14 protein-coding genes are annotated in these 14,353 nt (G+C 39.4%); all 14 read right to left on the bottom strand.

Annotated features, from left to right (window positions below):
- Nucleotides 1-32: 32 nt before the first annotated feature.
- A complete protein-coding gene (locus HMPREF2764_RS02925; protein WP_070527113.1) occupies nt 33-1,067 on the bottom strand; it encodes a teichoic acid biosynthesis protein TarQ in 1,035 nt (344 codons plus the stop codon).
- Complete coding sequence (locus HMPREF2764_RS02920; RefSeq protein WP_070527108.1) at nt 1,060-2,529, bottom strand: O-antigen polysaccharide polymerase Wzy family protein; 1,470 nt, start codon at nt 2,527-2,529, stop codon at nt 1,060-1,062. Before HMPREF2764_RS02920 ends, HMPREF2764_RS02925 begins: the two co-directional genes overlap by 8 nt.
- Nucleotides 2,530-2,544: 15 nt before the next feature.
- Entirely contained in the window at nt 2,545-3,531 is a 987-nt protein-coding gene (locus HMPREF2764_RS02915) for a glycosyltransferase family 2 protein (RefSeq protein WP_070527105.1), read from the bottom strand.
- Nucleotide 3,532: 1 nt separating this feature from the next.
- Entirely contained in the window at nt 3,533-4,636 is a 1,104-nt protein-coding gene (locus tag HMPREF2764_RS02910; protein WP_083306581.1) for a glycosyltransferase, read from the bottom strand.
- Nucleotides 4,626-5,462 carry a LicD family protein gene (locus HMPREF2764_RS02905; RefSeq protein WP_070527102.1) on the bottom strand — a complete coding sequence of 279 codons (837 nt, stop codon included), beginning with the start codon at nt 5,460-5,462 and terminating at the stop codon, nt 4,626-4,628. The genes HMPREF2764_RS02910 and HMPREF2764_RS02905 overlap by 11 nt, the downstream gene beginning before the upstream one ends.
- A 144-nt stretch (nt 5,463-5,606) precedes the next feature.
- Complete coding sequence (locus tag HMPREF2764_RS02900; RefSeq protein ID WP_033684920.1) at nt 5,607-6,917, bottom strand: LCP family protein; 1,311 nt, start codon at nt 6,915-6,917, stop codon at nt 5,607-5,609.
- Nucleotides 6,914-7,762, bottom strand: coding sequence for a prephenate dehydratase (gene pheA, locus HMPREF2764_RS02895; protein WP_000686446.1), 849 nt, complete (start codon nt 7,760-7,762; stop codon nt 6,914-6,916). The genes HMPREF2764_RS02900 and pheA overlap by 4 nt, the downstream gene beginning before the upstream one ends.
- Nucleotides 7,759-8,235 (bottom strand): shikimate kinase, encoded by a 477-nt coding sequence (locus HMPREF2764_RS02890; protein WP_001151349.1) that lies wholly within the window; start codon nt 8,233-8,235, stop codon nt 7,759-7,761. Before HMPREF2764_RS02890 ends, pheA begins: the two co-directional genes overlap by 4 nt.
- Nucleotides 8,228-9,511 (bottom strand): 3-phosphoshikimate 1-carboxyvinyltransferase, encoded by a 1,284-nt coding sequence (gene aroA, locus HMPREF2764_RS02885; protein ID WP_070527099.1) that lies wholly within the window; start codon nt 9,509-9,511, stop codon nt 8,228-8,230. Before aroA ends, HMPREF2764_RS02890 begins: the two co-directional genes overlap by 8 nt.
- A gap of 121 nt (nt 9,512-9,632) precedes the next feature.
- Nucleotides 9,633-10,784 carry a TPM domain-containing protein gene (locus tag HMPREF2764_RS02880; RefSeq protein WP_070527096.1) on the bottom strand — a complete coding sequence of 384 codons (1,152 nt, stop codon included), beginning with the start codon at nt 10,782-10,784 and terminating at the stop codon, nt 9,633-9,635.
- 17 nt (nt 10,785-10,801) lie between these two features.
- Entirely contained in the window at nt 10,802-11,371 is a 570-nt protein-coding gene (locus tag HMPREF2764_RS02875; protein ID WP_070527092.1) for a LemA family protein, read from the bottom strand.
- A 345-nt stretch (nt 11,372-11,716) separates the two neighbouring features.
- Nucleotides 11,717-12,055: a YlbF/YmcA family competence regulator gene (locus tag HMPREF2764_RS02870; protein WP_000065980.1), complete on the bottom strand. Its 339-nt coding sequence runs from the start codon at nt 12,053-12,055 to the stop codon at nt 11,717-11,719.
- A 10-nt stretch (nt 12,056-12,065) separates the two neighbouring features.
- Complete coding sequence (locus HMPREF2764_RS02865) at nt 12,066-13,169, bottom strand: prephenate dehydrogenase (protein ID WP_070527089.1); 1,104 nt, start codon at nt 13,167-13,169, stop codon at nt 12,066-12,068.
- Between the two features lie 9 nt (nt 13,170-13,178).
- Nucleotides 13,179-14,345 carry a chorismate synthase gene (gene aroC / locus HMPREF2764_RS02860; RefSeq protein WP_070527086.1) on the bottom strand — a complete coding sequence of 389 codons (1,167 nt, stop codon included), beginning with the start codon at nt 14,343-14,345 and terminating at the stop codon, nt 13,179-13,181.
- Between the last annotated feature and the right edge of the window lie 8 nt (nt 14,346-14,353).

The raw sequence follows: 14,353 nt of genomic DNA, 5'->3' as shown, positions 1-14,353 counted from the left end.
GCCAACTTTGAAGACCTGATACATCAGAATGCTTATAATTTAAAGGTTGCTACACCGAGGATAGAACGATTTAAGTTTCTAAGAATTTGAAGACTTTGTTCAAATTTCTTATAACGAGTCACTCCATACTCTTCAACAAGAAGGACTGTATCTCTTTCCAAAAGAGATGGTACATCTTGTAAATCCACAAAATGCATTCCTTTTAAGGCCTCTTGATTTTGTTTCAATTTATCTAGGATAGCTTTGTTTGAGCTAACGATTGTTAATTCTTGTCCAGCATTTTTGTATGATAGGATATCTGCTAGGTTGGCAATTGTTGTAATCTCTGTTACAAAATCAATTTGATACTGAGAAAAATCACCTGCTCTATTGATGGTTGGATTAAAGAGATAAACCAATACATTTCCCATCACAACCAAAATCACACAAACTACTCCAATAACAGCTAAACGGAGAATCAAGTTCTTCACATTCAATCCAAGCGCTGTCTCACCGTTTGCATTCAATTCTTTAGAGTTGATGGTTTCCAATTTTTCAATTTTTACATTTGCATAAGTGTGTTTAAATTTCTCAATCAATCCATCAATTTTTCGCTCCAACAAGTCATTAGCATCTTTACTTGGTGTCAAAATTTTCACACCAACCCCTGCATCGTCAATCATATAGTAGACAGTTAATTTTTTCCACCAATAATCATTCGTAGAATTTTTCAAGGTTGTTTCTGTCGTATCTAATTCACTAGCAATTTTTTTCAACTCACTAGACTCTACATCATTGAAAAGATAAGCTCCATTCAAATTCCCATCAATCAATTTCCCGTAGAAATCACTATAGCCACCAATTTGATGATTCAAAATCGTTTTGGCTGAATCTTCTGGAGGAGTGATTTTATAGCTGATATAAGTTGAATAACTTGTTGTGTCTTTGACAGTATTTTTATTCTTAACTGCTTTAATTGTAAATGGTACAGCAATGAGAGCAAATAAAGCGATGAGAGCTAGAATATTTGCTTTTCGTTTTTTGTAAAGATTTGCAAACAAATCAGCTACTGAATAATGTTCAAACATGATTTTTTTCTCCTTTGTTTAGTAGATACTGGTTCTCTTTTGTAAGCATTTTTGCTACAAATATAATCACAAGAACAATTCCCCAGAATTGCATTGTAAATAGATTGAAGAAACTTTCTGAAAAGCTACTTCTTGGCATAAAGAATAGATTATTCAAGATGAGTAGGGACAAGGCAAATAGGATTGTTCTAGAGCGATAGGCTACTTGCAACATGGCTATAAATAGCATACCGAGTAAGAGACTAAGTAGAAAGACTCCTATCATACCATAGTCTGTATACAACTCCATGATATAACTACTTCCGATACCATGTCCTTTCAAGTATTCCTTGTTCAAAACAAGATAGGATAGATTGTGGGCATAACTATTACTATCAATAGCTAGCTCCACACTATTGGTTGTATGTTCAAAGGCTTTTCCTCCGAAAATAGCCCCCAAACTTCCTCTTGCAAAATAATCAATGACAGGACCAAAAGTAAAATTGCGTAAATCTCGGTAAGGAAGGCTACTGTTAAATAGAAAACCTCGAGCCAGAACACCAAAACTAGTCCCTTGTTTATAGATAAAGTCAAGTAAGATATCCCAGAAACCTGTATGGGAAACCTGGACATTATCCCGTACATAATTGAGCACTCCCATCGCTAACATAAGAATAGGAGAACCGACAAAAATCGCTAACTTTTCTTTAAACCCAATCCATTTTCCCTTTTCAGTTTGCTCCCGCATAAAGTAATAAACAAAAGCAAATAAAATACTTAAAATAAAGGGATTTCGTGTCCCGATTGCCAAATGAATGGTATTGGCTACAATGAAGGATACCAACACTGCTGTCGCCTGCAATTTCTTTGGCTTGGTTGCCAGATACATACACATTGCGTAGACCGTAAAGGTTGATAAGATGTAGGTAAAATAAGGCAGTTTACTTTCAAAATTTGCATAGTAGGCATAGTAGGAAGTCTGCAAGCGATACAAGAGGCGTTCAAATAAGCGAATAAAATAGAAAGGATAGGTTAGAAGAAAAACTCCCAGTGATACAAAGCGCAACCGCTTGATATAAATCTCTTTTAGAGAATTTCCTATCTTTGGTACTTTTATGTTCTTCCTAGCTATGAAGTAACGAGCCAGGAGACCTCCTGTGGTCAAGCCCAAAATCGAAACCATGACGACTATAAAGGCAAAACGATAGGCTATCGGATGATAGGTATCCAGAGCGCCATCCCTAAAATAATCAATGGTCGGTCTTGATACTAGGAAGACAAAAATAGTTAAATAGAAAATAAAATGGATTAAGTAATACTTGATATCATTCCAGCAGGCAATTAAGCTACTAACCAGTAAGAACAATAAAGTAGAAAGCAAGCTAACATTATTATTATTAAACAGATACACAATTCCACTTACTAGCGTCAAGGCATAGCTGACTATGGTCAAACTAAATAATAATCGTTTTCCATCAATCACTTGCTCACCCCCGTTCTAATGTAATTTTTTAGATTTTTCAATATTTTTCAGTAATAAGAATCGGTATAAGGAAATGTTTATGAATAGAGCCAAAGCGCTAATTCTTCTTCCCTTACGGAAAATTGGATTTCTAGCAATAGTAAAGGCATGGCCTTTTAAAAAACGATGAATCTGAGAATAGGCTTCAAATTTTTTATACTGATCATCTAGTAACATCTTATCCATAATGAAGAAGTGGGCATAGGCCAATCTGAAAAAAGCAACCTCTTTCAAGTCAGAATAGTTTTTCACAACTTCATTGTAAAACTTTTGGTAGATATCAATATAGGCTAAATCCTTCTCTGCATAGGGTTTAGTCGTAATACTATCTCCTCTATGAAAATAGTAATAATAGGGTTTGGTATTAACCACATACTTCTTGGCCAACTTGATCAAATCAAAATGATAATAAGCATCTTCATAAATCAATCCCTTTGGAAAGGATAGGGCAGTTGCAATCTCTCTCTTGATTAGCTTATTGCAGATCGTTCCAGGTATTTTTTCACCTATGAGGTATTCCTTTAGAAATGTTTGAGAATCACAGACAAAATAATCATCCTGATTAGCTGACTGTGGGCTTTCATCATTAGCATAGACATTCATGACACCACAGCTCGAAACATCCGCATCTTCTTGAATTAATTGCTCATATAAACTCTGAATCATTTCCGGATGGATATAATCATCTGAGTCAATAAAAATCAGATAATCTCCATGAGCCTGCTTCATTCCATCGTTTCGCGCTTGTGACAAGCCTTCATTCTTTTTATGAAGCACTGACACCCTATCATCTTGTTCAGCGATTAAATCACACAAGCGACCACTTTCATCTGTTGCTCCATCATCGACAAGAATAATTTCCAGATTTTGATGGGTCTGCTTCTGAATGGAAGCTATCGATTTTTCTAGGTACTGCGCCACATTATAGACTGGCACAATGACACTAATTAATGCAGTTTCCATGCTACTCCTCTAATAGTTTTTCTACTTGTTCGATTTGTTTGGCAATTGTAAATTGTTGAATGAATTGGCTGGCTTCATTAACATCAAAGTTTGAAGCAGAAGTCATGTAGTTCATAATTGCCTGCGCTGCCTCTTGATTGCTCTCAATGATTTGTCCAAATCTTCCTTCTTGGGATAATTCCTCAGCCCCTCCAACATCCGTAGAGACAAAAGGAAGTCCCAGACTCAAGGCTTCCACATACACTCCAGGAAAACCTTCTTGTTTAGACATAGACAAGAGAACTTTCGTCTGAGATAAATACTGATAAGGATTTTTTTGATAACCAAGGAAATGTACATAGTCTTCAAGCTCATACTCTTTGACGCGTTTTTTCAGTTCCTCTTCCATATCCCCAGCCCCGATAAAATAGAGATGATAGTTTTTTCCCTCTTGGTGTAATAATCGTATCACTTCCACCACACGATCAGAACCCTTATTTTCCTCAATCCGTCCGATAGTACAGATACTTTGAGGCGCAATCTCGATATCGATCTTCTCTTGAGATTTTTCTAAAATAGTCTTAAAATCATATCCATTGTAGACCGTCTGTAATTTCGAAGCATAATCTGGATAGACTTCCTTGATAGAATTACTGGTCTTTTTTGAAATTCCTACAATGGTATCCGCAGCATCCAACTGGCGTCTATGTGATTCTCTTTTGGAGCTATCCTTAATAAATTCTTCGATACTTCCATGAATCCAAGAGATTTTCTTGACTTCTTTTCTTTTAGAGAACAAAAGTGGAGGATTCATAATGGTAAAGGAAACTTCAACATCATAGTCATCTTTCACCAGTAAGCGACGTGTCAATCTTGGAAAATAAATTCTCATTCTCCACAAAAGAGCTCGAATCCATCTGGCTTGGCGATAATCCTGAAGGGATTTTAAAATGCGTACATGCTTTGGAACAGATTCGTATCCCTTATCAAAATGTTCCATTTCAAGAATATCAATATCATACTTTTCTAGATTCAGATTTGAAACAATGGTAGATAGAATCTTCTCTGCTCCACCCCCGAGAGAAAAAGACCACATGAAAAATAATATTTTTTTCTTAGCCACCATATTCTCCCTTGTATTCTGTATAAGACTTATCCATATCAGCGATGACAGCATCATGATGTGGTAACTGCTTGTCTACTGGTGGAGGTGTCATGTAGTCTCCAAAAGCAGTGCTGAGATAGGCATCATAGCCGACTGGAACAGGCATCTCTGTCTCTTCAAATGGCAAAAAAAGATTATCCTCAAAAGATTCGATTAGGTACTTGTTTCTCATGTAACCAGGACCCGAGCATAATTCTGTGATGCCATCGCTCTCAGCCAGACTGTACTTGGTCATTTCTTTTTCAGCTTTTTTCCAAATGCGATAACGGAGAGATTTTGGCGTCAAACCGAGTAAAATGCGACTCCCCCATTTCATAAGTGCGCCATGCTTTTCTGGAACAGTTTGCGCACAAAAAAGAGAATAAATCAAGGCCCAACGAACCTGTTTTTTCCGCTCAGCTGGATTTTTAGGATAATAATCCAAAGGCAAAACATCCAAGGCCAGACCATGTGGCAATTCTAAATCCTGCTGATAAGGTTTGATACAGGTCGTTTCCTTGTCACGAATAGTAATAAAAAGATTACGGTCGACAAAATCCTTGTTACTCTTTGACAAGAAATAACGCTCATCTGCATAACGAGGCCATAATTCTGCCAATTTTTCATAGTCCTTACGAGGCATGAAAAAGTCTAGGTCGTCGTCCCAAGGAATAAAACCCTTGTTTCGAAGGGCACCAATAGCACCTCCACCACAGAGATAACAAAGCAAATCATGTTCTTTACAAAAGGCCACAAAATATTCAGCCATCTCCAGACTTCGAGCCTGAATCGCTTTCAAATCACTCATGTCTCTCCTCTTCTGTTCAATAACGAGTTGTATCGTTTTATTATACCATAAAATAGCCTTAAAAATCCATCAGACACTAAGAAAAATCAAAGTTCAAACCACTATTTTACTAGTGATTCGAACCTTGATTTTTCCTGTATTAGTTTATCTCATCCTCATCTGAGAAAGTTTAGTTTGATATTTATTTTGGTCTACTAAGAGTGCCTGCCCTCCATAAACATCATAATCATCTACCCAATCACCTAGTTCTGGAACCGTTAATCTCTCAATGCCATTTTGCGCTCCATCTAGGAAGGATAAACCATTTGTCAATAAGAAACTATAGGGAACATTCGTAGAGGTCATCCCAAAGACCTTGCCTAGTGCTTCTGATCCAGTAAAAAGTTTAGTTGGATCCTTGAGTTGCTGCAGAACAGCTGTCAGCACTTGCTGTTGTCTCTTGGTACGACCGTAATCACCTTCATCATCATCACGGAAGCGAGCATAATTGAGCAAGGTTGAACCATTCATCTGTTGTTTTCCGACTTTGATGGTTTGGGTTGGAGACTCTGTTTCTGTAGCATGCAAGTCATCTCCGACTGTTGCTTCGGTTAAATGTTGACCTTCTAAGGTTGAGAATTTGGCATCAATCGTCACCCCATCAGGGAAGAGAGTGTCAATAGCGGTTGCGAAGGCCTGAAAATCAACCAAGGCATAGTACTTAATGTCCAAGTCAAAATTATCTTTCAATACTTGGCGAACCATTTCTGCTCCTTTTTGCCCCTCCTGTTCCCCTAGTTCATAGGCTACATTTAACTTGTTATCTGTTTGTTTCTTCCCATTGATAATCTTACTATATCCATCAATATAAACCAAGTTATCACGCATAAAGCTGACCAGCTTGATTTTCTTATCTGAGCCACCAACGTTTAGAACCATAATCGAGTCCGTTCTCGTCTCAGCACTATTTTGGCCAATCCGTCCATCTGTTCCCATGATCAAGATATTAACCCCATCCTTGGTATCTTGACCATGAAAAACTTCTACTTGAGCTGCCTTAGCATTGGCAGGTTTGGTTGGATCCGCATTTGAATAGCCTTTTAGGAACATAAAAATCATGCCAAAACCGACACAGGCTAGAAGAGCAAGCAATCCTGCAAAAATGCGCCCCCAACGAATCTTACGTTTTTTGGACTTAACCTTTGGAAGAGAATGGCTTTTCTGGTATTTTTTTGCACGACTACGGTTACCATAGGATGGAAGAGGAGACTGATTGATTGGTTCCATGAAAGACTCTTCCATATCATGATTTTCACTATGAATTTCTGGTGAAGCTTCACTACCACTAGCCATATTTAACTTACCTTGCAAGTAAGCAAACTCTTTTTTCTCTCGCTCATTGAGATAATGAATGTTCTTAAAGAGATAGTCATAACGTAACTGCTCATGATGACTTAAGGGATTTTCTTTACTCATCTTCTCTCCTTTCCGTGGTCTGATATTGGATAAATAGGATAGGCTCCCAGAACTTTATACTGGATTCCAATCGCTTCTAATTCTTTTTGGGCAAAGTGGACCAAGTCCTTATCGGCATAATCCACATCGATAATGAAAAAGTATTCTCCCAGTGCTGTCTTGAGTGGTCGACTTTCAATTTTTGTCAGGTCAATTCCTCTCCAAGCAAAGGTTGAAAGAGCCTTGTAGAGGGCACCGGGAAGGTTGTCAGGTAAGGTCAAGGCCAAACTCATTTTCTCCCTTTGTGCTTTCAAGGGAATACCAGGCTTTTCAGCTCCCAAGACCCAGAAACGTGTGAAATTGGCTTCCATTTCTTGAATATCTTCGGCAATCAGTTCCAAGCCATATTCTTCGGCAGAACTTCTAGGAGCAATGGCCGCATAAGATTGGTCTGGATGTTCGGAAATAAAACGGGCCGCATAAGCTGTACTAGCTGTTACCTCGATTTGGGCCTCTGGATATTGTTCATCGATGAATTTCTTTCCTTGAGCCAAAGCCTGAGGATGAGAAAAAATCTTTTCAATCTTAGTATGACCTGGAACCACCATCAACTGCTGATGAATAGGCTGAACGATTTCTGCCACTGCTTGGATACGAGCCTGATGAAAAAGGTAGTCCAAGGTTTCATGAACACTACCCTCAATAGAATTTTCAACTGGCACCACAGAATAGTCCACTAATCCTTGCTCATAGGCCTTGATGACATCTGTAATGTTGGCAAAAGCCTGCAATTCCTCCTGAGGAAAAGCTGTCTGCACAACGTGGTGTGAAAATGATCCCTTGGGACCTAGATAAGCAATTTTCATCTCAGTTCCTCTATAATTTCCTCTGGGCTTAGCTTGGTCACATCCAAAATCCGACTAGCCACTTCCTCATACCAAGCCTGTCTTTCTTGGAAAATAGCTGCAAGTTCTTCCTTGCTATTATTTAGAAAAAGCGGACGCTGATTGTCCTTATCAGCTGCGATACGGTGGTAGAGGGTTTCAAAATCAGTTTTCAGGTAGATATTATCAGAATTTGTCTTTAGTAAGTCACGATTTCGCTGAGAAATAACCACTCCTCCGCCAGTTGACACAACTTTGTCTCTTTGTAGTAACTCAGCTAGGATTTCTGACTCTACCTGACGAAAAGATTCTTCTCCCTTTTCCGAGAAAAATTCCGCAATAGACATGCCTAAGCGCTTCTCTATCAGAGCATCCATATCGAGATAAGCTGGATCCAAGCCTCTTGCAATAGTCGATTTGCCAGCTCCCATAAAGCCTAATAACACCTTAGCCATGAATCAAGTTCTCCAAATCATCAAAGAAGCTAGGATAGCTGGTATTGATGGCTTCTGCACGATCAAGCTCCACTTCTCCTTCAGCAACCAAGAGGGCCGCGATAGCCGTCATCATGCCGATACGATGGTCTCCAAAAGTATTGACTCTAGCACTGTTAAGGGCTGATTTTCCTTTGATAATCATTCCATCTGCCGTAGGAGTAATATCTGCTCCCATACTATTTAAGGCGTCTGCCACAACCTGAATGCGGTCTGTTTCCTTGACCTTGAGTTCCTCAGCATCCTTAATAACTGTTACACCTTGAGCTTGGGTCGCAAGTAGAGCGATAACTGGCAATTCATCAATCAAGCGTGGAATCAAAGCGCCACCAATCTCTGTTCCTTTCAATTCAGAAGACTCAACAGTCAAAGTAGCAGATTTAGCGACTGGGTCAATTTCAGTTATTTCTAGTTTTCCACCCATGGCACGAATGACATCAATAATACCAGTACGCGTTTCGTTGATGCCCACATTATTAAGCACCACACGAGAATTTGGAACAATCAAACCTGCGACCAACCAAAAGGCTGCACTGGAAATATCTCCTGGAACAACCACCTTTTGTCCTGACAATTTTTGTGGCCCGTGGACTGTGATTTTTTTGCCCTCCACACTTAAATGACCACCAAATTGTTGTAACATATCTTCAGTATGATTACGGGTGCACTCTTTTTCGATAATAACAGACTCCCCCTGAGCCTGCAAAGCTGCAAACATCAAAGCTGACTTGACTTGAGCAGAAGCAATCGGCAACTCATACTGAATAGGTCTTAGGTTTTTCGTCCCTTTTAAATGAAGAGGAGGCAGGTCTCGCTCAGTTTGTCCTGAAATACTGACACCCATTTTTTTAAGTGGAATCGTCACACGGTCCATAGGACGTTTGGAAAGACTATCATCTCCAAACATTTCTACTTCAAAGTCTGCACCAGCAAGGACACCTGAAATCAGACGAATCGAGGTGCCAGAATTTCCCATATCAAGGGCATTTTGCGGCGCTTTTAAGCCATCCATGCCTACACCTTGAATGGTAATAACCCCATCTTTGTCCTCAATTTCAACACCAAGGTCACGAAAAACCTGCATGGTCGAAAGAACGTCTTCACCTCGCAGAATATCATAAACCTTGGTCTCACCCTCAGCCAAACTTCCAAAGATAATAGAACGGTGACTGATAGACTTGTCACCTGGAACTCGGATACTGCCGTGTAAGTGGCTAATGTTTGTTTTTAGTTTCATACTGGACCTCATACTTGCAATACTTTTACCTATTTTATCATAAAAAGCCAGAAATTCCTTAAAAATTCCTGACTTTATGATAGTTATTTTCTTATTTTAGCAATTCTTTTTCATTTTCAATTTACCAACTATCTGAAGAACCACCACCATCAAATCCACCGCCACCCCAATCATCTGAAGACCAAGATGAACTAGAACTACCAGAATCATATCTAGAGGAAGAAGAATCTGACTGTGCTCTTTGTGAAGCATAGTAGCTTTTTGTGAGCTCGGAAGTCCAAGAAGCATTCCTCACAAAATCGTTATCGTTTGGGTAGAGTTTCCCCTTCCCATTATAAGAGTATTGAGAGCGATTGAGCCTATCTAGTTGCTTTCTTTCAACTTCTGCGTAGTATGCTTCTATAAGTAATGGAGTCCAAGTGTCATTAGGTAGAAAACCTTTTGAGTCTGGATATAGCTTGTTATATCCTTCGTACTGATATCGAGACCTAATTAAACGCTTATTTTTTTTATAGTCAGATTTACGTTCTTCAGTCCACGTATCGTTAGGTACAAAGTCAAGAAAATCTGGATACAACTTGCCCTTTCCCTCGTAATCATACTTAGAAAAGCGGCGTCTTTTTAAGTAATGGAACCAAGTTTCTAAAAGTGCATAAACCAAGAAAAATAACATCATGTACTTAAAGCATACCTTAAGGATTCTCAAAATTATTACTACATATTGTAAACTTTTTGGAAGCCGAGTTAAACTTTCTGGAAGCCGAGTATTTTTATTCTTATTTTCCTTCTTGTTTATGATTTCAGCTTTTCTAGACTCCGCTTTAGAAATGCCTACTAGAATTCTGTTAAGGGCATCAGTATATTTCCCTTCTTTCATGTATGGCTTAGAATCATTTAGTAAGGAACTGGCCTTAGAGTCAGTAAGCCAAATTGCTGCTTCGTTGGATGTTTCAATACGAAACTTCCTATCTTTTATAGCAATAGCAATTAGAATTCCACTGTTGGAATCTTGTTTCCCAACTTTCCATTTGCGTGCAACCTCATTGGCTACCTCTTCGATGCTGGAACCGTCCAGAGTATCTACAATGTAAATACCTACTTGGGTTTCACTTCCAGCATTCATACTCTCTAACGTTTCTGCAACACTAGTGGTTAAATAACCGTTAGGATCGTAAATACCATTTAAAGGACGATCTGGAACAGCTATATTAGCCGCAACAAGAGGCATAAAAAAGAATAAAGGGGCAATTAAGAGTAAAAGTAACTTTTTCATAGGGATACCCCACAAGACTAATCAGTTAAATTGACTTTAGGGACAACCTTTGCATCTTTCTCTGCTTCAATTAACTCAGCTCTTTGGAAACCAAACAAACTAGCTATCACACTAGTAGGAAAACGTCTAATGGTCTTATTATATTCTGTTGCAGTATCGTTATAATCTTTACGAGCGACAAACAAACGATTTTCAGTTCCCTCAAGCTCTGAAATTAGAGAAGACACTTGTGTATCAGCTTTTAACTCCGGATAATTTTCTTGAACAACTAGCAATCGAGAAATAGCTGACGTTAATTCGCTCTCCCCTTCACTTTTTGTTTCTTTATTTCCTGAGCCAATCTTAGAACGAGCATCCGCAATCTTTGTAAAGATGTCTTCTTCGTGCTTCATATATCCTTTTACAGAATTTACAACATTTGGAATTAAATCAGCTCTACGTTGAAGTGCCACTTCAATCTTCGAGTTAGCCTGTTTCACAGATTCCTCTTTGCTAACAAGACTATTGTACGAACCTGCCAACACTATAATACTGATGAAGATAATTCCTACAGGAATTCCTATTAGAGCAATTAATTTTTTTGACATATTTTTTCCTATTTTCTATTGTTCATCATTTATCTACTATTTATCGATAATAAAAATTTCATTCTCTTTCATAATTGTTTCTATATTTATTATCTCATCAACAATTTCTAACTTATCAATTGAAGTAGAAAATAACAGTTATAAACTTTCAAATTCATTTTGTATTATAGTTATGATTTTCAATAGCCTATTTAATTTGTTTTGTATTTTGTTTATTAGTAAAGACATTCATCCCCACAGTCATTCTTAAACGAACCACGCTAATAACTCTAACTAATACAGTAGTTATCAATAATAATCATACGCTTAAGAAAATACCTATAAGTAATGAACAAAATAATGTTCTTATTTTAGCAATTCTGAAACTGGTTCGAAAACAATTTTTTCAATGTCAGAAAGGTAAATTGCCAATTGTTGTTGCTTAGTAAAGAATTCTGATAAGAGGCTATTCCCTTGAATCTGCTTGCCAAAGCCTTCCATTTTCGCTTGAAAGGAAGCGTCTGGCATTTGACCTGTCTGTGCTAGTCTTTGAATTTCCTCTTGGAAGGCAACATATTCTGTAAAAATTTTGCTTGCCTCAGCATCTGCTGAAATAGCATCTTTAGCTGCTTTAACAGCCTTGTATTCTGGTAATTCGCGTAGACCGCGACTAAGTTCGTTTGCACTATCGTAAATATTTGACATGATTTTCTCCTTATTTGATAACGACTGTATAATCGGTGTTTTCTGTTATGAGGTGCTCAGCTCTTTCCAAGTCTTGAGCATTTTTAAATGAAATTTGTAGAATCCCATGAATATCCTCACGGTTTTCCTCATTGATGTGAATATTGACCAAGGAAGTTCCTCGTAGTAGTTCCAAAATCCTCAAGATGACATCTTCTTCATCGGGAACATCGACATAGAGGTCATAAGAGCTATCCACACCACCACGTTTATGGATTTCCATAGCCTGACGTTGCTCACGCGCTTGGTTGAAAAAATTCCAGATTTGCTCCTCATCTCCCTTGCTGATGGCCTGACCAACCTCATCCAAACGCTCCTTGAAATCCTCAATCCGCTCTATGATAGTCTCGCGATTGGACAAGAGAATGGAGGTCCACATCCCTGGCTCGCTTTCTGCAATTCGAGTCATATCTCGAAAACCACCGGCCGCAAAGCGCCTTGCCATCTCATGTTCTTGAGCATAAACCGCGGTCTGCTCCATAAGACTGGAAGCCAGAATATGAGGAAAATGGCTAATCTGAGAAGTCACGCGATCATGCTCCTTGGCATCAATCTCGATAAAGCGAGCATGAAGACCTGAAAGCAAGTCCCTCATTTCCTCAAGCGTGTCCTGACCTGTCAGACTCGAAGGCGTAAAGATATAATAGGCATTTTCAAAGAGATTAACATCCGCAGAAGCAGCCCCTGTCTTGTGACTACCAGCCATAGGATGGGCTCCTACAAAACGAATCGACTTGCTAGCCAAATAGTTCTCCGCCGTATCCACAATGGCTGACTTGGTTGAACCAGCATCTGAAATAATGACCCCTTCTTTCAAGTCCAAGTTGGCCAATTCCTTAATGAAAGCAATGGTTTGTTTGATTGGCAAGCTGAGAATGATGATATCTGCCAAAGGAGCAAAACTGGCAAAATCATCCGTTGCACGGTCAATCATGCCTTCTTTCAAGGCGATATCTCTCGAAGCTTGACTGCGATTATAACCTAAAATTTCATAATCTGGATGACCGCGTTTGATACCAAGTGCCATCGAGGCTCCAATCAATCCAAGACCTGCGATATAGACTGTTTTTGCCATAGGAACTCCTTAATAGTTCTTTGTATAGTCTCGGTGTTTGGCTACCGCTTCTTTTAATTCCTCTAGATTGTCTGATGAGAATTTTTCAAGGATTTCTTGTGCCAGAACCGTTGCCACAACAGCTTCCATGACCACTCCTGCTGCTGGAAGAGCAGTCGGATCACTTCTCTCCACAGTTGCCTTGTAGGGTTCATGGGTTTCGATATCCACACTCATGAGTGGTTTGTAGAGAGTAGGAATGGGTTTCATGACTCCACGAACAACGATGGGCTGCCCATTGGTCATACCACCTTCAAAGCCACCCAGATTGTTGGTACGACGAGTATAGCCGTCTTCTTTAGACCAGAGAATTTCATCCATGACCTGGCTGCCTTTACGATAACCAGCTTCAAAGCCAAGACCAAATTCCACCCCTTTAAAGGCATTTATAGAGACAACAGCTTGTGCCAATCTTGCATCCAATTTTCTGTCCCATTGGACATAGGAACCAAGACCAACTGGAACACCTCCAACGACTGTCTCCACAACCCCACCGATGGTATCACCGTCACGTTTGATTTGGTCAATATAATCCTTGATTTCCTGTTCCCGTTCTTGGTTGACAATAGAAACTTCGGACTGGGCAGCTCGTTCCTTAATCTCAGCAACTGTCAGATTCTCAGGAACATCGATTTCCTTGCCACCAAAGACAACGACATGATTAGCAATCTCCATATCCAGTTCAGCCAAGAGGCGTTTGGCTACAGCCCCAACTGCCACCCGCATGGTGGTTTCACGAGCTGATGAACGCTCCAAGGAATTACGTAAATCATCAAAACGGTACTTGATACCCCCTACCAAATCGGCATGACCTGGGCGAGGATGGGTGATTTTTCGTTTGCTTTTAAGTCGCTCTTCAATGTCTTCCGCAGACATGATGTCCAGCCATTTCTGGTGGTCCTTATTGATGACATCCATAGTAATAGGCGCCCCTGTCGTCTTCCCGTGACGAACGCCCGAAGTAAAGACAACCTGGTCACTCTCAATCTTCATACGACCACCACGACCGTAGCCACCCTGACGGCGTCTAAGGTCCTCATTGATATCCTCAGCTGTCAAAGGAAGTCCAGCTGGAATTCCCTCAATAATAGCTGTCAGACGGGGGCCGTGTGATTCTCCTGCTGTTAAATATCTCATACACTCTC

The organism is Streptococcus sp. HMSC073F11, from assembly GCF_001810785.1.
GTDB lineage: Bacteria > Bacillota > Bacilli > Lactobacillales > Streptococcaceae > Streptococcus.
Note: the sequence above shows the minus strand (reverse complement) of the source record. Positions and strands in the feature narration are given on the sequence as shown.

Excerpts from the sequence above, each read along its gene's own strand:
- HMPREF2764_RS02925 (WP_070527113.1), bottom strand. The coding sequence starts at position 1,067 with ATGTTTGAACATTATTCAGTAGCTGATTTGTTTGCAAATCTTTACAAA.
- HMPREF2764_RS02915 (WP_070527105.1), bottom strand. The coding sequence starts at position 3,531 with ATGGAAACTGCATTAATTAGTGTCATTGTGCCAGTCTATAATGTGGCG.
- HMPREF2764_RS02910 (WP_083306581.1), bottom strand. The coding sequence starts at position 4,636 with ATGGTGGCTAAGAAAAAAATATTATTTTTCATGTGGTCTTTTTCTCTC.
- HMPREF2764_RS02905 (WP_070527102.1), bottom strand. The coding sequence starts at position 5,462 with ATGAGTGATTTGAAAGCGATTCAGGCTCGAAGTCTGGAGATGGCTGAA.
- HMPREF2764_RS02900 (WP_033684920.1), bottom strand. The coding sequence starts at position 6,917 with ATGAGTAAAGAAAATCCCTTAAGTCATCATGAGCAGTTACGTTATGAC.
- pheA (WP_000686446.1), bottom strand. The coding sequence starts at position 7,762 with ATGAAAATTGCTTATCTAGGTCCCAAGGGATCATTTTCACACCACGTT.
- HMPREF2764_RS02890 (WP_001151349.1), bottom strand. The coding sequence starts at position 8,235 with ATGGCTAAGGTGTTATTAGGCTTTATGGGAGCTGGCAAATCGACTATT.
- aroA (WP_070527099.1), bottom strand. The coding sequence starts at position 9,511 with ATGAAACTAAAAACAAACATTAGCCACTTACACGGCAGTATCCGAGTT.
- HMPREF2764_RS02880 (WP_070527096.1), bottom strand. The coding sequence starts at position 10,784 with ATGAAAAAGTTACTTTTACTCTTAATTGCCCCTTTATTCTTTTTTATG.
- HMPREF2764_RS02875 (WP_070527092.1), bottom strand. The coding sequence starts at position 11,371 with ATGTCAAAAAAATTAATTGCTCTAATAGGAATTCCTGTAGGAATTATC.
- HMPREF2764_RS02870 (WP_000065980.1), bottom strand. The coding sequence starts at position 12,055 with ATGTCAAATATTTACGATAGTGCAAACGAACTTAGTCGCGGTCTACGC.
- HMPREF2764_RS02865 (WP_070527089.1), bottom strand. The coding sequence starts at position 13,169 with ATGGCAAAAACAGTCTATATCGCAGGTCTTGGATTGATTGGAGCCTCG.
- aroC (WP_070527086.1), bottom strand. The coding sequence starts at position 14,345 with ATGAGATATTTAACAGCAGGAGAATCACACGGCCCCCGTCTGACAGCT.